The sequence below is a fragment of the Streptomyces sp. NPDC107500 genome, from assembly GCF_055582785.1.
The window spans coordinates 495,419-510,894 of record NZ_JBVJPF010000004.1; the positions used below are offsets into that span (position 1 = coordinate 495,419).

Annotated in this window: 11 protein-coding genes and 1 pseudogene; 4 read left to right on the forward strand and 8 right to left on the reverse strand. The window is 75.4% G+C overall.

Going from position 1 to position 15,476, the window contains the following annotated elements; all coding sequences use genetic code 11:
* Positions 1–515: 515 nt before the first annotated feature.
* From ACZ67M_RS18760 to bdeA, 3 genes are all read right to left on the reverse strand, one after another.
* A complete protein-coding gene (locus ACZ67M_RS18760; RefSeq protein WP_385796986.1) occupies positions 516–1,778 on the reverse strand; it encodes a PucR family transcriptional regulator in 1,263 nt (420 codons plus the stop codon).
* A gap of 118 nt (positions 1,779–1,896) precedes the next feature.
* A complete protein-coding gene (locus tag ACZ67M_RS18765) occupies positions 1,897–4,632 on the reverse strand; it encodes a LuxR C-terminal-related transcriptional regulator (RefSeq protein WP_469851789.1) in 2,736 nt (911 codons plus the stop codon).
* A 194-nt stretch (positions 4,633–4,826) separates the two neighbouring features.
* Positions 4,827–5,744 carry a bis(hydroxyethyl) terephthalate hydrolase gene (gene bdeA, locus ACZ67M_RS18770; RefSeq protein WP_469851791.1) on the reverse strand — a complete coding sequence of 306 codons (918 nt, stop codon included), beginning with the start codon at positions 5,742–5,744 and terminating at the stop codon, positions 4,827–4,829.
* Positions 5,745–6,124: 380 nt separating this feature from the next.
* Between bdeA and ACZ67M_RS18775 the strand changes: the two genes are divergently transcribed.
* The gene (locus ACZ67M_RS18775; protein WP_469851793.1) at positions 6,125–7,012 is read left to right on the forward strand and encodes a Gfo/Idh/MocA family protein; all 888 of its coding nucleotides are present in this window, start codon (positions 6,125–6,127) and stop codon (positions 7,010–7,012) included.
* Between the two features lie 101 nt (positions 7,013–7,113).
* Here the strand turns inward: ACZ67M_RS18775 and ACZ67M_RS18780 are convergent, their stop codons facing one another.
* The gene (locus tag ACZ67M_RS18780) at positions 7,114–8,013 is read right to left on the reverse strand and encodes a GNAT family N-acetyltransferase (RefSeq protein ID WP_392101386.1); all 900 of its coding nucleotides are present in this window, start codon (positions 8,011–8,013) and stop codon (positions 7,114–7,116) included.
* A gap of 317 nt (positions 8,014–8,330) precedes the next feature.
* On the opposite strand from ACZ67M_RS18780, the gene ACZ67M_RS18785 reads away from it, so the two are divergent.
* Both ACZ67M_RS18785 and ACZ67M_RS18790 read left to right on the forward strand, forming a co-directional pair.
* Complete coding sequence (locus ACZ67M_RS18785) at positions 8,331–9,545, forward strand: glycoside hydrolase family 64 protein (protein ID WP_467324655.1); 1,215 nt, start codon at positions 8,331–8,333, stop codon at positions 9,543–9,545.
* 75 nt (positions 9,546–9,620) lie between these two features.
* Entirely contained in the window at positions 9,621–10,724 is a 1,104-nt protein-coding gene (locus tag ACZ67M_RS18790) for a PP2C family protein-serine/threonine phosphatase (RefSeq protein ID WP_469852053.1), read from the forward strand.
* Here ACZ67M_RS18790 and ACZ67M_RS18795 read toward each other — a convergent pair.
* Complete coding sequence (locus tag ACZ67M_RS18795) at positions 10,696–11,661, reverse strand: MMPL family transporter (RefSeq protein WP_392013378.1); 966 nt, start codon at positions 11,659–11,661, stop codon at positions 10,696–10,698. The genes ACZ67M_RS18790 and ACZ67M_RS18795 overlap by 29 nt on opposite strands.
* A 141-nt stretch (positions 11,662–11,802) precedes the next feature.
* Positions 11,803–13,089 (reverse strand): annotated as a pseudogene (locus tag ACZ67M_RS18800) (MMPL family transporter); the annotation flags it as partial.
* A 78-nt stretch (positions 13,090–13,167) separates the two neighbouring features.
* On the opposite strand from ACZ67M_RS18800, the gene ACZ67M_RS18805 reads away from it, so the two are divergent.
* A complete protein-coding gene (locus ACZ67M_RS18805) occupies positions 13,168–13,389 on the forward strand; it encodes a hypothetical protein (protein WP_307016840.1) in 222 nt (73 codons plus the stop codon).
* Between the two features lie 34 nt (positions 13,390–13,423).
* Here ACZ67M_RS18805 and ACZ67M_RS18810 read toward each other — a convergent pair whose 3' ends face one another.
* Positions 13,424–13,933, reverse strand: coding sequence for a DUF5709 domain-containing protein (locus ACZ67M_RS18810; protein ID WP_361367101.1), 510 nt, complete (start codon positions 13,931–13,933; stop codon positions 13,424–13,426).
* A gap of 67 nt (positions 13,934–14,000) precedes the next feature.
* On the reverse strand, positions 14,001–15,476 hold the full coding sequence (locus ACZ67M_RS18815; protein WP_469851795.1) for a hypothetical protein: 1,476 nt from the start codon (positions 15,474–15,476) through the stop codon (positions 14,001–14,003).

A 15,476-nucleotide genomic window follows, 5' to 3' on the forward strand; every position in this document is an offset into this window, starting at 1 on the left:
GCAGTGGGTGCCCGGTGGTGGGGCGGGTGGGGCTGTGGGAGCGGGCGGGAGTTGGGAGTGCGGCGGGCGGCGCGGCTCGGCCGTCCGTGCGGCGGGAGCCGGGCGGCCCGCGGAGGCGCGGCAGCGGGCGGAAGTGCGGTGGCGGCGGCGAGCCCTGGCCGACCGCGCGGCGGAAGCCCGGCGGACCGCCGGCCCGCGGGAGCGGGCGGGTCCGCGGCGGCGGGGCGGCTGGGCCCACCCGTGGGCGATAGCAGGTCGGACCGCCGGAGCGCTGAGCGGGACAGGCCTGCCGCGAGGCGGCGGCACACCCGTTCGCGCGGCGGGAGCGGGTTGTCGCTCCACACGGCGCGCGGCGGCCGCGGGGCGCCGGACCGAGCGGGGCGGCCGGACCGCCGTGCGGACGGCGGTCGGGGTCCGCCGCGGTGGAACGGTGAGGGCGGGGCGCGTGGGACGCGGGTGGACGCTCGACGCCGCCGCCACGCCCACCGTCCGTGAGGGGTTCGGGCTCGCCCGGCTCAGTCGTGGAGTACCTGGCGTGCCGTCAGCGCGAGGCTGATCTCGACGACGTCGGCCGGGCGGGCCAGGGAGCGGCCGGTCAGTTGTTCGCAGCGGCGGAGGCGGTTGAGGACCGTGTTGCGGTGGCAATAGAGGCGTTCACCGGCCCGCTGGGCCGAACCGTCGCAGTCCAGCCACGTGGTGAGGGTGTCGAGCAGCACCTCCCGGTCGGCGGCCTCCAGGCGGAGCAGCGGGCCGAGCACCCGGTCCGCGAGGGCCCGGCCCAGCTCGGGGCTGGAGACGACCAGGGCGGCGGGCAGCTCGTCGGCCAGCCGCACCGTGCCGCCGGCCGGCGGGCAGATCTCCAGGGCGGTGTCCGCGAGCCTTCGGGCGTCGCCGACGGCGGCGAGCCCGTCGACCGGGCTGCCGACTCCGATACGCACGCCGGGGAAGGGGCTGTGCGGTTCGGGGAGTCCGCCGCCGGCGTCCGTGAGGACGATGCCGTAGTCGACCTCCGCCCCCGCGTGCCAGTGGACGCGGGTGCCCGGCGGCAGGGCGGCGGCGCGGGCCGCGTCGGGACGGGCGGACGGTCCTCCGGCGACCGCGACCACGACGTACCGACCCTGCTCCGGCAGGTCCAGCACCTGGGCGGCCTCCGGCAGGTCGGCTATGCGGCTGGTGCCGTCGAGCAGGCCGGCCGCCAGCAGCCGGGCCCGGTTCTCCCGGCGCCGGCCGAGCTGCCACTCGGTCTGCCGGTAGGCGTCCGCGACGAGCGTGCAGTGCTCGTCGACGAAGTTCCACACGTCGGCGGCCACGTGCACGAGCAGGCGGACGTCCTCCGGCGCGGTCCTGGACGTCTCCTCCACCAGCCGCTGCCACACCAGGGAGCCGCCGAGGCGGAAGGCGTGCAGCAGGGCGTCCAGCGGAAGGCCCTGTTCCGCGCGGGCGGCGCCGATCCGCCAGGAGCAGCGCCGGGCGGCGTCCCGCGCGCCGCGCGGGTCGAGCAGTGAGGCGACGCTGTGCCGCAGCGAACGGTGGGCCTCCTGCCAGGTCGCCGAGGGATCCTTGGTGAGGGCCGTGCGGTACGCCGGTTCCTGCTCCTCCAGCAGGGCCACCAGCCGGTCGGTGAGATCGGGCAGGTCGTCGAGCAGGGCGCGGGCGGCCCGGTGCAGGACGCGTACGGCGTCGGCGTCCATCAACGACGCGACGCTCGGCGTCCGCGGGCGTGGAACGGGCGTCAGCCCGATGCGGATCGCTGCTCGTGACCGTACGGCGTGCTGCATCGCGGTCCTCCCCAGGGCAGGGCTCGCGGAGGTGCCCCGCGGCGGACCGTCCCGCCCGCGCCGGGCCTGCCCCCTGACTCGTCCTGCCCCGAAGGATGGCATACCGTCCGGTCGGTCCCTAGGGGCGTGCACCGGTCTTTTCGACGGGTTCGGCCTGTTCGGCCTGCTCGACCATGCGGGCCAGCTCCAGGCGGGAGCGTACGCCGAGCGCGGCGAAGACCTTGCGGAGGTGGTAGTCGACGGTGCGGGTGCTGACCGCCAGGGTCAGGGCGACCTCCCGGTTGGTGGCGCCCTCGGCGACGTGCCGCGCGATGCGCCGTTGCTGGGGCGTGAGACGGGTGAGGGTCCCGGTGTCCTGGCCGTCCGACAGCGCCCCCAGCGCGCGCAGCTCGCCGCGCGCCTGCGCCGCCCAGACGCCGGCGCCGCAGCGGTCGAAGCCGGCCAGCGCGGTGCCGAGCCGGCCGCGGGCCTCGCGGGGTCTGCGGCGGCGCCGCAGCCACTTGCCGTGGAGCAGCGCGGTGCGGGCCCGTTCGAAGTCGCCGCCCGCCTCGTCGTGCCGGGCGAGGGCGTGCCGGAAGAGGCCGTCCGCGCGGTCCGGCGGGGCGAGGAGGGCGTGGCAGCGGGCGAGTTGGGCGGCAGCCTGCGGGTCGGCGCCGAACGCCGCCCAGCCCGCGAAGTCCGTGAGCACCTCGCGGGTCTCCTCGTGGCGTCCGGCGAGGACCGCGGCCTCCACGAAGCACGGCACCGCGAGCCGCCACACCGCGAAGTGACCGCGTCCGGGTCCGGGCAGGACGAGGAGGCCGAGCCGGTCGGCGGCGTCGAAGGGGCGTCCCCGCCCGAGGTCGGCCCGGGCCGTCGCCCACTCCGCGAGGGTGGCCACCTGGGCCAGTCCGTGGCGCCGGGCGGTGCCCAGCGCTGCGGTGACGTGCCGGGCGACGACGTCCGGCTCCTCCTCGATCGACGCGGCGAGGGCGAGGATCGCGCGGTGGTGGGCGGCGGTGTTGCGCTGTCCGGTGCGCAGGGCGGTGCGCAGCCCCTCCTCCGCGTGGGTGCGGGCCTGCGGGTGCCGCCCGGCGCGCAGTTCGGCGTAGGCGAGGTACTCCAGCGCCTGCGGCACCAGCGCGTCCGACCCGAGCCGGCGGGCGGCGGCCAGCGCCCTGGCCCCGCCCCGGCGGGCGGCGTCCACGTCCCCGAGCAGCAGCGCGGCCGCCGCCGATCGCAGCAGCCCCTCGGGACGGTCGTCGGTCCTCCCCCGCTCCACCACCTGCCCGAGCGGCGCGACGGCCCGGTCGATCCGCCCTTCGAGCATCGCCCGCATCCCGACCCGGTGCTCACGCACGACGGCGGCGAGGTGTCCCGCGGCGCGCGGCGGCGCGGGGTTCAGGTGGACGGGGAGGTCGTGCGGCGGCTCCGGCGCGAGTGCCGCCAGGCACGCCGGCAGGTCGCCCGCCGCCCAGGCCGCGTCGGCGGCGGCCAGGGTGGCGGTGTCGGCGGCGGTGGGTGCCTCGGGGGCGAGGAGGGACGCGGCGAGCAGCAGGGACTGGTGGGCGTCGCCGACGGGGCCGTCCCGCAGTTCCGTCAGTCCCCGCACCAGTTCGGCGCGGCCCCGGACCGCGGCGGGGGCGGCGCTGTCGCGGGCGGCGGTGAGCAGCGGGCGGGCCCGCTCGGGGCGGCCGGCGAGCAGGGCCTGTTCGGCGGCGGCCGTGTACCGTTCGGCACGCGTGGCCGCGTCGGCCGTCAGCTCGGCGGCACGCGCGTACGCCGTCGCGCGCAGCCCGTACGGCGCGGACACCGTGCGGTCGGCCGCCGCCGCCAACCGGTCCGCGAGCCGGGGCGCCGGTGCGGGTCCGGCCAGTGACCAGGTCCGGTGCAGCAGCGCCGGGAGCGGGTCGCCGCCCGTCTCCAGTGCGTCGGCCAGGGCGCGGTGCGCGGCGCGGCGCCGGTCCGGCGCGGCGGTGACGAGGACCGCGCGGCGGACCAGCGTGCCGTGGAAGCGCAGCCGGTCGCCGGTCAGGGCGAGTTGGGCGGGCAGCGGTGCCGGACGGGGGCCGGGGCCGGGCTCCGGACGCAGGCGGCGTACGGCGTCGAGGACCAGCCCGGCGTCGGCGTCCGGCCCGTCCGAGGCCCGCACGGCGGCCGCCACCGTCAGCAGCAGGTCCCGCGCGTCGCCGCACGGGCCGGCCGGCGCGTCGCCCGCCACCTCGGCGAGGGTCGCCGCGTCGGCCAGGGGGCCGGGCAGCGGCAGGTGCCCGCGCAGTTCGGCGGGTGACAGCCGGCGGACCAGGGCGTGCAGCAGACCCGGGTTGCCCTCGGCCTCGGCCAGAAGCCGCTCGCGGACGGCCGGCGCCACGGCGCCGTCGGTCAGGTCGTCGAGCAGGTCGGCGGCCACCGGCGGGCTCAGCGGGTCCAGGCGGACGAGGGGCAGGTGGGCGAACTCCGGGTCGACGGCCCGGTGTCCGGCGACGGCGAGGAGGACTGCGGTCGGGCCGGCGGGTCGCAGGCGCCGCGTCGCGCGGCTCAGCGCGATCCGGGCCGGGGCGTCCCACAGGTGGGCGTCGTCCACGCACACGAGCGCCGGGGCCGGGCCGGGCACCTCCCGCAGGGTGTCGAGCAGGTGCTCGGCGGTGGCGGGGGCGTCCGGTCCGAGTCCGGGCCCGAGGCGGAGTACGGGACCGGCCCGGAAGGAGCGGGCGGCCCACTGGAGCAGGGTGGTCCGGCCCAGCCCGGGTTCGCCGGTCACCACGAGGTGGCCGCCCCGGGCGGGCACGCCGTCCAACAGCGCGCGCACCGCGTCCTGTTGTGCGCCGCGGCCGTGGATCCGCACGGCCGTACGTACGGTCGTCTCTCCGGTCATCCCCGGGAGGTTACGCGCGCGTAACCTGGTGCGGAAGGCATCGGTCCGCAGTCGTCGGACGGCCCGTCGGCCCTGCCACCTGCACCGGTGTGCCGGCGCCCAACCGGCGGGGGCCCGGGCCGTGCCCCGGCACAGCGGACCGGCGGCGGCCGCGACGTCCCCGCGACCACCGCCGGCCGGTACCGGACGGACCGTCAGGAACCGTGCGGGCAGTTGCCCCGGTACTCCTCGATGGTCAGGCTCGGGCGGGGCAGCGGGCACAGGAACTGCTCGTAGCGGGTGTCGTTGTCGATGAACCGCTTGAGCCAGGAAATGCTGTACTTCGCGATCGTCGTGTTCGACGTGTTCGGCGAGAAGTGCGTGGCGTTGTTCAGCTCCAGGTAGGCGCGGTCCGTCCCGGACGGCAGGCCGGAGTAGAACGGCTCGGCGTGCGAGGCGACCGGCGCGACCGTGTCCCCGTCGGCGCCGAAGATCAGCGTGGGTGTGCTGACCTCGGGCCAGCTCTTGTCCGTGTTCCAGGGGGTGAGCGGGATCGCCGCCTGGAGCGACGGCCGGGACTTGGCGGCCTCCAGGCTGCCGCCGCCGCCCATCGAGTGGCCCATGACGCCGAGCCGGCTGCTGTCGATCCGGCTGCGCACGGAGCTGCGTTCGGTCAGGTAGTCCAGGGCGGCGAGCAGTTGCCGGCCGCGGGAGTCGGGCTGGTCGAGGGTGGTGTTGGTGTCGATGGTGAACACGACGAAGCCCTGCGAGGCCAGCCGCGCGCCGAGCCAGGAGATGGAGGACTGGTACGCGGTGAAGCCCGGCGAGATCACGACGGCGCCGAACGTGCCGTCGCTGGTGCTGGTCGGGTAGTAGATGGTGCCGCCGCCGAAGCCGGTGACCGCGAGGGAGGAGACGCTGGTGTCCGCCACGGAGTACGGCCCGCGCAGTGCCTCGATGCTGGACACGGTGGGGGCCGGGCCGCGCTCGTAGGGGTTGTCGGCGGCCTGGGCGCCGGGCCCGGTGAGAGTGCCGAGCGCGAGGGCGGCGGTCACGGCCGCCGCGAGTCCGGCGAGCCGCCGCCGGGTGCTCCGGGACCCGGGCGCGGCGTGGGTGTGGGGGTTCTGCTGCACGAGGGGTGGTCCTCTCTGTCGTGGCGAGGGGCCCGGCCGGTGGTCGCACACGTTCCGGAACACGTGGGGTCGCGTCCCGGGACATCCGCCGGAGGGTGTCGCCGGTGAGCTGGCGATGCCACTGTCGGGGGGTGGTGCGGCCGGGGGGATCGGCAGGATTACCGGCCTCGTGAGACGCGACTGGCGACGTGCGGGCGATGCGGTGGGGCGGGCCGGGCCTCCAGGGGCCCGGCGGCGAGCCCGCGTCGGACTCGGTCGGCGCGCTGTCCGCGGGCGTTCCGGTGTGACACGCTCGGCGTCGGCCGGGCCGTGACACGCCGGCCGTCATGTGGAACGTCGGCGGGCCCCGAGCGGGTCCGGCACCGTGGAGAGGCGACGGCATGCGTATCGGACTGCTCGGCACCGGCCCCTGGGCCGGCATGGCACACGCCCCGGCCCTGGGCGGGCACGACGGCCTGGACTTCGTCGGGGTGTGGGGGCGGCGTCCGGACGCCGCCAAGGAGCTGGCGGAGCGGCACGGCACCCGCGCCTACGACGACGTCGACACCCTGCTCGCCGACGTGGAGGCCGTCGCCGTGGCGCTGCCCCCGGGCGTGCAGGCCGAGCTGGCCGTGCGCGCGGCACGGGCCGGGCGCCACCTCCTGCTCGACAAGCCGCTCGCGCCGACGGTGGCTCAGGGGCGGGCGGTGGCGGAGGCGGTGCGTGCGGCGGGCGTGGCCTCGGTCGTCTTCTTCACCGCCCGGTTCCAGCCCGAGACCGAGGCGTGGATCACCGAACAGGCCGAGGAGGACGGCTGGTTCACCGCGCGGGCGCAGTGGCTCGGCTCCGTCTTCGGCGGCGACGACAGTCCCTTCGCGCACTCTCCGTGGCGCCGGGAGAAGGGCGCCCTGTGGGACGTGGGTCCGCACGCCCTGTCCGTGCTGCTGCCGGTCCTCGGGGACGCCCGGCGCGTGTCGGCGGCGGTGCCGGGTCCCGGGGACACCGTCCATCTGGTCCTGGAGCACTCCGGCGGGGCGTCGAGCACCCTCACGCTGAGCCTGACGGCGCCGCCCGCCGCCGCCGGGGCGACGGTGGAGCTGCGCGGGCGGGCCGGTGTGACGCTTCTTCCGGAAGCGGCGGAGGGGCCGGTGCCCGCGCTGCGGCGGGCCGCGGACGCGCTGCTCGGAGCGGCGCGCGGTGGGCGGCCGTCGCCGTGCGACGCCGCGTTCGGGCTGCGGGTCACGGAGATCCTCGCCGAGGCGGAGGCCCTGCTGACCGACCGCCGGTGACCCGGCTCAGCCGTCGCCACCCGTCGGTGTGTCGCGCCACCGGAACCACGCCCGGCCGCCCTCGACGTGCAGCGGGAACCCGGCGACCGGGCCGCCGGTGATCACCGGCCCGCCACCGGCGGACGGAAGTTGATCCGCTCGCGCACCACGGGGTAGCCGGCCTTGGCGAAGTTGGCGGCCATCGGATGGTTCCCCCGGTCCGTCGCGGCGGACACGAACTCGGCGCCCCGCTCGACCAGGACGTGGGTGCACTCGACGAGCAGGTCGTAGGCGTACCCCCGGCCGCGGTGCTCCGGCAGGACGCCGATGAAGGCGACGCACGGGCCGGACGGGTTGTGCGCGGGGATGTGGATGCCCGCCAGCTCGCCCTCCGCCGTGTACGCCACTTGCCACCACGCGCGCGGCGAGGGGCACCAGTGGAAGAAGTCCAGCTCGGCCTGGGCGGCCCGGTCGAGGCCGTGCTCCTCGATCTCCCTCAGCGCGTGGGCGTCGAGCGTGGCGCAGTGGATGCGGCGCAGCGCGTCGAGGAACACCGCGTCGTCCGGTTCGGGCCGGAAGTCCAGGCGTCCGGGCCGGGCGGGGAGCCCGCACTCCGGGGTCCAGCGGTACAGGAAGCGTTCGACCAGGGGGACGTGACCGGCCGCCTTGGCCGCGGTGAGGCGGGCCTCGACGGCGGCCCGCAGGGCGGGGTCCTCGCGCCAGGTGCCGGGGGCGTTCAGTTCGAGTTCGACCTGCCAGGGGGCGGTGCGCAGGAGTTCGGCTCCCGCTTCCTCCTCGCCCTCGGCCACGTCGAACCAGTTGACGTTGACGGGCTCGGTGTCGTCGGGGCCGCCCCACCAGGCGGCGCGGGCGACCACGGTGCCGTCGCGCAGGGCCACCCGCTTCCAGTCGGGGCGGTGCCGGGTGAGCCGGTGGCCCTCACGGGCACCCAGCGGGTCGGGCATGGCGTCGAAGAGAGCGACGTCGCTGGCGTCGAGCGTGCGGATGACCGGCTCGGTCACGGAACCTCCGGAGTGCGACGGGCGCTCGCGTGACCCGGACGGTCTCGCGTGGGCCGAACGGTACGGGAGCCGTACGCGAATGGGCCACCGGATTCGAGGCGGGATTAAGCGGGCCTTAAGCACCGGTTAAGCGTTCCTCCCTCGCGAGGCGGACACCAAGTCCCATCAGGAACAACGCACTTGAGGGCGGATGGAGCCGGTTGGCCGGCCCCTCCCCCGTGCGTACCATCGGCGCACCGCGTGAGAGCGCTCTCAGAAGCGCTGCCGGATCCCCACTCCCACGCCGTCATGTCCCGATCACTCTGGAGACCCCCCACATGACTCCTCGTCACCAGCGTCCGCTCGCCCGCCGCAAGCTGCTCGTCGCCCTCGGCGGAGCCGTCGTGGCCGCGCCCGTCGCGGCGGCCGTCGCCCCGCACGCCCTCGCCGGCGTCGGCTCGGACGGCGCAGCGGACTCCGCCGCGGCCAAGGCCGCCGGTGCCCTGCCGCTGACGATCGTCAACAGCACCGGCACCTTCGGCAACGCGGACGTCCACGTCTACATCGTCGGCAACCTGGACGGCCGTCAGGTGCGCGTCACCCCCGACGGGACCGTCGCCCCGGTGGCGCTGTCGGACAACGGCGCCGACGGATACACCGACTACGCCATCGGCCTCGCCGGCAGCGGTGAGACGAAGCTGAACCTGCCCTACCTCTCCGGGCGGATCTACGTGTCCCTCGGCGAGAAGCTGAAGTTCAAGGTGGTCGCGGACGGCGCCGGAAACCCCGCCCTGCAGTACCCGGCGGGCTGGGTGGAGTCCGACCCCAACCACGGCGTGCTGCACGACTGCGCCGAGTTCACGTACAACTCCTCCGGCATGTTCTGCAACACCACGATGGTCGACATGTTCAGCGTGCCGCTCGCCATCCGGCTGACCGGCGCCAAGGACCAGACCACCGGGACCGTGCGGCCGGGCGGACGGGCGGCGGTGTTCGACGCGCTGCGCCGGGTGGAGGAGTTCGCGCCGCTCGTCGTGGACGACACCCGGGTGATCGCCCCGGGGCACGGGCTGGACGCCGGTCTGTTCGCGAAGGACTACCTCGCCCCGTACATCGACGAGGTCTGGAGCACCTACACCGGCAAGGACCTGCGGATCACCACCAACGCGGGCACCTTCACCGGCCGGGTGCGCGGTGGGCGGCTGGCCTTCGACGGTCCCGCCCAGGTGTCCTTCGCCAAGCCGTCCACCCGGGACGTGCTGTTCTGCGACGGTGCCCTCGCCGCGCCCAACGACGGCACGACCGGCCCCGTCGCCGCGGTCCTCGGCGCCGGTTTCAACCGCTCCACGCTGGTGTCCTCCGCCGAGCAGCCCACGACCGACCCGGCGACGTTCTACGGGACCGGCCTGACCAACCACTACTCCAAGGCGGTGCACGCGGCCACCGAGGACGGCAGGGCGTACGGCTTCGCCTTCGACGACGTGGCCGACTTCGCCTCGTACATCCAGGACACGGCGCCGACCGGCTTCCGGCTCACGCTGACCGCGTTCTAGCCGCGCGCCGCGGGCGCGGCCCGCGCGGTTCGGCGTGCGGGCGGCGGGGCGGCGTAGGAGCGTGGTGGTGTGCGAATGGTGTCCGGCCCGCCGCTGCGCCCGGGCGAGGACCGGCGGAGCTGGCTCAGCGGGGCCCCGCCGCCCCGCTGGGTGCGGCTGCTGCCGCCGGCCCTCATCCTGCTGATCTGCCTGGCGACGCTGCTCAGTGACGACCGTCTGGACATCGGTTTCCTGCTGGGCGCCATCCCGCCGCTGGCCGTGCTGTCGTACGGTCCGCTGGCGACGGCCGCGCTGTGCGGCGCCGTGATCACGCTGCTGACCGTGCCGGTCTTCCAGCTCGACCGGCCGGGCGACGCGGACCTGCTGACCGTCGTCTTCGTCGGGGTGCTGAGCGTGTTCGTGTCCTTCGTGCGCAGCCGGCGCGACGCCCAGCTGGGGCTGGAGCGCGCGGTCGCCGAGGCCGCGCAGCGTGCGGTGGTGCCCCCGCTGCCGGAGCGGGTGGGGGCGGTGCGCTGCGCCGGGCTGTACCGGGCGGCGCAGCGCGGGACGCTGGTCGGGGGCGACTTCTTCGACGTGCGGGACGGCCCGTTCGGCGTGCGGGTGGTGACGGGGGACGTGCAGGGGCACGGGCTGTCGGCGGTGTCGACGGTCGCCTCGCTGCTGGGCGCGTTCCGGGAGGCGGTGCTGGACCGGCCGGACCTCGCGTCGGTGGCGGGGCGGATGGACCGCAGGCTGCTGGTGGACTCGGCGGACGCGCGGCACGCGGAGCTGTTCGCGACGGCCGCGCTGCTGGAGTTCTCCGCGGACGGGCTGGAGGTGCGCGTCGTGGTCTGCGGCAACCCGCCGCCGCTGCTGCTGCGGGACGGGCGGGCCACGGAGCTGGAGGTCGTCCCCTGGACGCCGCTCGGGCTCGGGCTGGCGGACGCGGGAGCCATGGAGGTGTCCACGGTGCGGCTGCGTCCCGGTGACCTTCTCTTCCTCGCCTCCGACGGCGTGGTCGAGGCCCGCGACGACGGCGGCACCTTCTACCCGCTGGCCGAACGCCTGGCAGCGCTCGCGGGCGCCGATCCGTCCGCGCTCCCCGGGCTGGTCTGGGCCGACCTGCTGCGGTTCTGCCCGGACGTGCAGGACGACGTCACGATGCTCGTCCTCACCCCCGCGCCGCCCGCCCTGGGCTGACGCCCCCTTCGTGCTCGCCCTCCGCGTCGATGTGCGGGAGGATCCGGTCGAGCCACCGGGGCGTCCACCAGGCGTGCCGTCCGAGCAGCGTCATCACGGCGGGCACCAGGAGCAGGCGGACGATCGTCGCGTCGATGAGCACGCTCACGGCGAGGCCCAGGCCGAGCATCTTGACCACGATGTTGTCGCTGATGATGAACGCGGCGAAGACGCTCACCATGATCAGGGCCGCACAGGTGATGACCCGCGCGGTGATCTCCAGGGCGTGGGCCACCGAGTCCTTCGCGTTCCCCGTGCGCAGCCAGGCCTCGTGGACCCGGGAGAGCAGGAAGATCTCGTAGTCCATGCTGAGTCCGAAGATGATCGCGAACATCATCATCGGGACGTAGCTCTCGATGGGCACCGTGCCGGAGACACCGAGCGCGGGTCCGCCCCAGCCCCACTGGAAGACGGCCACCACGACGCCGTAGGAGGCGGCGATCGACAGCACGTTGAGGACGGCGGCCTTGAGGGCGACCAGCGGGCCGCGGAAGACCGCCAGGATGATCAGGAAGGCCAGCGCGACCACCACACCGATGATCAGCGGCAGGCGTTCGGCGACGATGTCCCGGAAGTCCACCTGCGAGGCGGTGGCCCCGGTGACGTAGCCCTCGGCGTCCGTGCCGGCGACGGCGCCGGGCAGGGTGCTGTCGACCAGCCGGTTGGCCAGGTCGGTGGTGGCGGCGCTCTGCGGGTCCTCCTTCGGGTACACCGTGGCGAGCAGCACGTCGCCGTCCTGGGTGGGGGTCACCGGTGTCACCGCGGCCGTCCCGGAGACGCCGTCGAGGCTCTTGGTGACCTGCGAGGAGAGGTCCGAGCGCTGCGACTGGGGTACGCCGCTCTGGTCGACGACGACGGTCAGCGGGCCGTTGGAGCCGGGCCCGAAGGCGTCGGACATCAGGTCGTAGGCCCGCCGGTCGGTGAAGGACGTGGGGTCGGCGCCGTCGTCGATGTGGCCGAGCTGGAGGGAGAACAGCGGGACGGCCAGTACGGCGAGGACGGCCACGCCCGCGGCCAGGAACTGCCACGGCCGCCGCTCCACCCGCCGTGCGTAGCGGTGCCAGGTGCCGTGCGGCTCGGCCCCCGGCTCGGCGTCGGTCTCGGCGACCGGGCGCCGCACGCGCAGCCGGTCGATGTGCCGGCCTACGAGCCCGAGCAGGGCGGGCACCAGGGTCAGGGCGCCCAGGACCGCCGAGACGACGGTGACGGCGGCGGCGATGCCCAGCTTGCCGATGAAGGACACCCCGGACGCGTACAGGCCGAGGAGCGCGACGATCACCGTGCAGCCGGAGACGAGGACCGCCCGGCCGCTGGTGCCGGTGGCGTGACCGGCGGCGCGCACCGGGTCGGCACCGTTCATGAGGTTCTGCCGGTGCCGGGTGATCAGGAACAGGGCGTAGTCGATGCCGACGCCCAGGCCGATCATGGTCGCCAGGGTCGGGGAGACGGTCGCGAAGGTGAAGGCCGCCGCGAGCAGGCCGAGGCAGGCCAGCCCGCCGACCACCCCGATCAGCGCGGTGACCAGGGGCGCGACCGCGGCGATCACGCTGCCGAAGCCGATCAGCAGGACGACGATGGCGACGCCGAAGCCGATGAGTTCACTCACCCGGTCGTCGGCCGCCGGCCGGGCCAGCTCACCGAGCGATCCGCCGTACTCGACCTCGGCGCCCGCCGAGCGCAGCGGGTCGACGGCGTCGTCCACGCCGTCGAGGTAGCCGTCGCCCAGCTGGGCGGGCTGGATGTCGAACCGGACGGTGATGTAGCCGGTGCGGCCGTCCGTCGAGACGGGGCCCACGTTCTGCTGGGAGGAACCGGACTGCGGGGTGGCGGTGAGCGGGTTCTGGGCGGACAGGACGTGCGGGAGCTCGCTCAGATCGCTCACGGTGGCGGACATCCGGGAGCCGAGCGAGGTCAGCCCCTTGTCGTCGTGCACGACGATCTGGCTGCTGTAGCCGCCGGCCGCCGGATCGTGCCGCTCCAGGACGTCCAGGCCCTGCTGGGACTGGGAGGAGGGCAGGTTGAAGTCGTCGGCGTAGTCGCCGCCGAAGGAGCGGTTCGTCAGGGTCAGCGCGACCAGTGCGGCCAGCCAGGCGACGACCACGATCGCCCCGTGCCGGGCGCACCACTCGCCCCAGCGCCGCAGTCCTCCCCCGCCGCCTGTCCCCCGTCCCGCGGCGCCGGTGCGCCTTCGTGCCATGGCCGTGGTCCTTCTGCCGGGCGACAGGTTCGATCGGTCCGATGTCGCGTGCCCCCCATTACACGCCGGGGCGCCCTCGGCGGCACGTCGGACCGTCCGGCACTCCGGATGCGCGGGCGGAATCCGCATTGAATGGTGTTATCGGGATATTCGGGACCGACAACAGCACGGCACCGAAGCAGCGATCCGGATCCGAGGAGCACCGATATGTCGACGTCACAGCCCGACGCCTCCCGACCGTCCGAAGCCCGTACCGGCGACGACCGCGCCACGCCGGACGACCTGCTCCACGCGCGCACCGGCACGGAGGTGTCCCCGGAGGACGTCGTCCTGGCGGCCGGCCGGGACGTCACGCCGGAGAACCTGGAATGGGCCAGGCGGAAGCTGGCCGACGAGGGCCCCGCTGCCCTCGACAAGCTGCTGCCCTGACCCTGCGGGCCCGGTTCTGCCCGGCCCCGGCGGGTCAGCCCGTCCGGCCGGGTCCCGCCCCGTCGTCCTCGGGGTCCACGAGCTCCGTCTCGTCCGGTACGACATGCATGGCGGCCTCCTCGGCGCCGGCGGCTCCGCCGTCGATGCCCACGTCCTCGGCGACCGTCTCCTTGGTGGTGTCCGCGCGTACGCCCTCGTCGGGGGCGACCAGGCGCCCCGAGCGCTCCGCGCCCGCCTCCGCGTCGACCGGTTCCCCCTCGCCGCCGGGTTGGTCGCCCACGCCGTCGCCGTCCGGCACCGCGACGTCGGGCACCTCCTCGGCGAGCCGCTCGTCGAGGCTCTCGCCGTCGTGCTGCTCGGCGGCCGTGGTGCCGTGCCGGTTGACGCCGAGGGGCTTCTCGGGCGGGGAGTAGCCCTCGTCGAGCGTGTCGTCGTAGGTCCGCTCGTCGACGGCGTCCTGGAGGTCGAGGGGCGCGGCGTCGGCCTGCTCCTCGTTGGTTCCGGTGGGCTGGTAGGCGTCGTCGGCCATGGGGTCGGTGCCCATCACTGCCTCCCTCTCGCGCTGCGTCGGGCGTCTCGTTGCCCGGTTCGCGTTTCCCGATACGCGATCTCTAACCCGGGGGTGCGACGCGGACGCTCAGGTCGGTGACGCGGTGCGGGGTCCAGTCGCGGGCGTAGCCGGGCGTGGTCCCGCCCGGGCCGGTGATCGCGGCGACCGGGATCCTGGACGCCGTGTCCACGATCTCGGCAGCGGTGGTGTTCCCGTTGTTGCCGCTGGTCTCGCCGGACGAACAGCCGGTGTAGTACCCGATGGGGATCGACTCGTGACCGGTGACCAGGCAGGGCGGGCGCACCCCGAGCCGGTGCAGCTCGTCGGCGACGCGGGTCCAGTCCCGGCGGCTGTCGACGTTGCGGTTCACGGTGCCCACGAGGACAGCCGTCTGGGCCGCGAGATGCCCGGCCAGGGCGAGTGCCACCAGCGGCGCGAGCACCGGCCGCCACCGGCCGCGCCCGTTCCTGACCAGGCGCCACAGCGCGTCGGCGACGGGGACGGCCAGCAGGGCGTAGGCGGGCTGGAGGAAGCGGGGCGCCGCATACCCGATCATGAACAGGTACGGCAGCGCGGACGTCACGGCGCAGGCGAAGGGGACCAGGGCCGTCGCGGTCCGCCGGGCCCGGACCGCGACGGCGACGCCGAGGGCGGCGACCAGCGGGAGCACCACCCACCACAGGGTGACCAGCGGGTTCGGCATCGCTCCGGTGCAGGGGCGGCAGAGTCCGCGTCCGCCCAGGCTGCGCATCTGGTCGTCGACGGCGAAGTTCCAGCCGAGGCCGCCCTGGATCTCGGAGGCCCTCGACAGCCGCTCGCCGAGGCCGCCGTACCAGGCGTACGCCTCGATCACCCATTCCAGTCCCCCGGCGGCCAGGCCTCCCGCCAGCGCGAGCAGCAGCGTCCAGTGGCGGCGTAAGAGGACGAGCAGCAGCAGGGGTACGGCCACCCAGACGGCGTCGGTCGGCCGCATCAGGGCCATCAGGAGGGCGCCGGCGGCCACGCCCCAGAGCGCACGCCTGCCGGACTCGCCCCGCAGGACCCGGAGGAAGCAGCCCACGCAGATCAGGGCGCCGAGGGCGACCCAGTAGTTGGGCATGGCCTGCGGACCGTAGAAGAGGGTCACCCACAGCGTGGCGAAGAAGGCTCCGGCCGTGGCCAGGACGTGGGACGGGAACAGGCCGCGCCAGGCGCGGAACGCCAGATACAGGCCCAGGCCGGAGAGGACGGCCAGGTAGACGCGCAGCAGTTCGGTGGAGGCCGACCAGGAGGCGACGGGCGCCACCAGCAGGGGGACGCCCCGGGAACGCGGTGCGCTGAAGAAGGCGGCGGGGTGATGGGTGGTGACCTGGCTGACGTAGACCGTCTCGTCCCAGCCGAGGCCCATCGAGGGGTGGACCAGGACCAGTTGGGCGACGGTGAAGACGGCGGCCACCGCCGCGAGCGGGAGGTCCACGGGCAGGCGCCGGGGAGTGCCGGACGTCGCCGTCTCGCCCCGCCGTCCGCCGACGAGAATGGCGTTCGCGCCGCCGGCCAT